This window comes from Acinetobacter modestus (assembly GCF_014636095.1).
Taxonomy (GTDB): domain Bacteria; phylum Pseudomonadota; class Gammaproteobacteria; order Pseudomonadales; family Moraxellaceae; genus Acinetobacter; species Acinetobacter modestus.
Window position 1 is genome coordinate 1 of sequence record NZ_BMDV01000024.1, and the last position, 1,682, is coordinate 1,682.

At 42.7% G+C, this 1,682-nt stretch carries 1 protein-coding gene; it reads left to right on the top strand.

Going from position 1 to position 1,682, the window contains the following annotated elements:
* The first annotated feature begins 149 nt into the window (after nt 1–149).
* Entirely contained in the window at nt 150–1,589 is a 1,440-nt protein-coding gene (locus IEV17_RS17355) for a form I ribulose bisphosphate carboxylase large subunit (protein ID WP_188363613.1), read from the top strand.
* Nucleotides 1,590–1,682: the final 93 nt, after the last annotated feature.

The window sequence follows — 1,682 nt, forward strand, 5'->3', positions numbered from 1 at the left end:
CAAATACCATGGTCTAATAAGGAACCTTTCGGATTCGTTGATAATTTTTTGAAAGATTTCTTCGAAAAGGTTTCATTAACTCCTCATTTATATCGAGTAGACCTTGTTGTTGCGAGAATTCTTAATTCATGAGTTGTAGGGAGGGACTTATGTCACCACAAACAGAGACTAAAGCAAGTGTTGGATTCAAAGCTGGTGTTAAAGAGTATAAATTGACTTATTATACTCCTCAATATGAAGTCAAAGATACTGATATCTTGGCAGCCTTCCGAGTAACTCCTCAACCCGGAGTTCCGCCTGAGGAAGCAGGGGCCGCGGTAGCTGCTGAATCTTCTACTGGTACATGGACAACCGTGTGGACCGATGGGCTTACCAGCCTTGATCGTTACAAAGGGCGATGCTACCACATTGAGCCCGTTCCTGGAGAAGAAGATCAATATATATGTTATGTAGCTTACCCTTTAGACCTTTTTGAAGAAGGTTCTGTTACTAACATGTTTACTTCCATTGTGGGTAATGTATTTGGGTTCAAAGCCCTGCGCGCTCTACGTCTAGAGGATCTGCGAATCCCTACTGCTTATGTTAAAACTTTCCAAGGCCCGCCTCATGGCATCCAGGTTGAAAGAGATAAATTGAACAAGTATGGTCGCCCCCTATTAGGATGTACTATTAAACCTAAATTGGGGTTATCCGCTAAGAACTACGGTAGAGCAGTTTATGAATGTCTACGTGGCGGGCTTGATTTTACCAAAGATGATGAGAATGTGAACTCCCAACCATTTATGCGCTGGAGAGACCGTTTCTTATTTTGTGCCGAAGCAATTTATAAATCACAGGCTGAAACAGGTGAAATCAAAGGGCATTACTTGAATGCTACTGCAGGTACATGTGAAGAAATGATCAAAAGGGCCGTGTGTGCTAGAGAATTGGGAGTTCCTATCGTAATGCACGACTACTTAACAGGTGGGTTCACTGCAAATACTAGCTTGGCTCATTATTGCCGAGATAATGGTCTACTTCTTCACATCCATCGCGCAATGCACGCAGTTATTGATAGACAGAAGAATCATGGTATGCACTTTCGTGTACTAGCTAAAGCTTTACGTATGTCTGGTGGAGATCATATTCACGCTGGTACAGTAGTAGGTAAACTTGAAGGAGAAAGGGACATAACTTTGGGCTTTGTTGATTTACTACGTGATGATTTTATTGAAAAAGATCGAAGCCGTGGTATTTATTTCACTCAAGATTGGGTTTCTATGCCAGGTGTTCTGCCCGTAGCTTCGGGGGGTATTCACGTTTGGCATATGCCTGCTTTGACCGAGATCTTTGGAGATGATTCCGTACTACAATTCGGTGGAGGAACTTTAGGACACCCTTGGGGAAATGCACCGGGTGCCGTAGCTAATCGAGTAGCTTTAGAAGCATGTGTACAAGCTCGTAATGAGGGACGTGACCTTGCCCGCGAGGGTAATGAAATTATCCGCGAGGCTAGCAAATGGAGTCCTGAACTAGCTGCTGCTTGTGAAGTATGGAAGGCGATCAAATTTGAATTCGACGCAGTGGATAAATTAGATAAACCAGCTTGATAAATCAAATTTGAATTCGAAGCAATGGATACTTTGTAATCCAGTAATTACTGTCGGTTTGTTGAATTGCAATTAAACTCGGCCCAATCTTTT

Excerpts from the sequence above, each read along its gene's own strand:
- IEV17_RS17355 (WP_188363613.1), top strand. The coding sequence starts at position 150 with ATGTCACCACAAACAGAGACTAAAGCAAGTGTTGGATTCAAAGCTGGT.